2 protein-coding genes are annotated in these 1,854 nt (G+C 62.1%); one reads left to right on the forward strand and one right to left on the reverse strand.

All coding sequences use genetic code 11. The features are described from left to right. Window positions 1-546: FAD-dependent oxidoreductase (locus EN925_RS34290; protein ID WP_128337288.1), on the forward strand; the 546-nt coding region annotated here is incomplete at its 5' end. A 25-nt stretch (window positions 547-571) separates the two neighbouring features. Here EN925_RS34290 and EN925_RS34295 read toward each other — a convergent pair. Then, a partial coding sequence (locus tag EN925_RS34295; protein ID WP_128337289.1) for a pyridoxal-dependent decarboxylase occupies window positions 572-1,854 on the reverse strand: 1,283 nt, incomplete at its 5' end.

Here is a 1,854-nt window from a genome sequence, read left to right on the forward strand (position 1 = left end):
ATGCAGGCCGACCGCATCGTCGTCGCCGCAGGCGCCTGGGTGCTAAAACTGTTTCCGGAACTGGACGGAGAATTGAAGACCTATCGAACCGCACTTGCCTATGTCGAACCGCCGGCCGACCTCAAGGCGGCCTGGCAGGCGGCACCGGTCGTGCTCGATGTCGGCGGCGCGATCGACGGCTATGTGATCCCGCCCTCCGGCGGCGCCGGCATGAAATTCGGTTCCGGGCTGCACAGGGTGCCGACCAGCGACGCCGACTGGAACCGTCAGCCGGTGGCGGGCGAGGGCGAGGCGATCCGCAACCTGTTTTCGCCGCCGATCGCCCGCATCGCGGAGTATCGCGTGACCGAGGTCGTCACCTGCGCCTACACTTTCACATCAGACGAAAAATTCATGGCGCATGGAAAGGGCAAATGCCTTGTTGTCTCGGCATGCTCCGGCCACGGCTACAAGTTCGGCGCGGCGGTCGGCAGGCGCGTTGCCGCTGCTGTCGGCGATGGGGATATCGCCGGTCTGAAGGCATGGCTGCGGGCGGAGGTCGCCTGAAACACGAGGCCAAATCCGCAGCGGTTCAATGATTGAGTTCGTCTGCGGCGGCAATGACTTCGGACACAATCGCCCGAACGTCATCCAAGGTCGTCCTGTGATTGACGAAACACGCCCGCAGCGCGAATTGACCGTTGATCGTTGCATTCGACAGATACACGCGGCCGCGCGCGATCACACGGCGCAGGATCGCTTCATTGTCCTTAGAGCGGTGACGGAAACAGACCGCGCTTAGCGATACCGGCGCAAGCTGCTCAAGCTCCGGCTGTGAAGCGATTGCCTGTGCCAGCATCTGGGCATGGTAGAGATCGCGCGCGATGGCTTCGCGATAGGCACGGCGCCCGTGATACTGCAGCGACATCCAGAGCTTCAGCGCACGGAAGCGCCGAGACAGTTCGATCGACTCTTCAAAGAATGCAAATGCTTCCGTTGGGTCTTCGCTCAATATCCTGACGTAGTCGTCGCTGTGCGAGAAAGTCGTGCGCGCAATGTCTGGGTGGCGATTGAGCAGGCAGCCGCAATCGAGTGGCTGATAGAGCCATTTGTGCGCATCGAGCGACAGCGAATCCGCCAAAGACAGTCCCTGGAACTTTTCCGGGACGGTCAGGGCCGCCAGTCCCCCATAGGCCCCATCGACATGCATCCACAACGCTTCCCTGCGGGCAATGTCTGCGATTTCGGGAAGGGGATCGATCGCACCGGAGATGATGGTGCCGGCCGTGGCCACGATGGCGATGGGCATGTTGCCGATGCCGCGGTCGGCTGCAATAGCTGCCTGGAGGGCATCCGTCCGCATCCTGAATTTGTCGTCGACAGGGATCAAACGGAGATTTTTTCTACCGATCCCCAACAGCGCGACGGCCTTGGGAATGGACATGTGCACTTGCTCGGAAGCATAGATCACGCACGGTCGCACGCCTGTTTCGTTGGCTGGCAGCTTCGCTTCCCGCGCCATCGCCAGGGCCATGAGGTTCGCCGTCGAGCCGCCGCCGCACAGGCTGCCTGTAAATCCGGGGCAACCGACAGCCTCCGCCAACCATTCGACGACGGCGCGTTCGATCGATGTCGCAGCCGGTGCCGAGCGCCACGACGTCACATTCTGATTGAGCACCGCAGCCAGCAATTCCCCCAGCGCGCCGATCGGTTCGCCGGAGCCGACGACATAACCGAAGAACCTGCCGGTTGAAGGCCGCACATGCTCCGCTATCGACTTGAAATCCTGCAAGACTTCCCGACCACGACCGCTCTCCTGCCAAGGCCGCGAGAAGAGTTCCGTCGTCTGTTTGCCGCTGGTCGTGGGATACGTCC

Origin of the sequence: Mesorhizobium sp. M7A.F.Ca.US.006.04.2.1 (assembly GCF_004022915.1) — a bacterium.
GTDB lineage: Bacteria > Pseudomonadota > Alphaproteobacteria > Rhizobiales > Rhizobiaceae > Mesorhizobium > Mesorhizobium ciceri.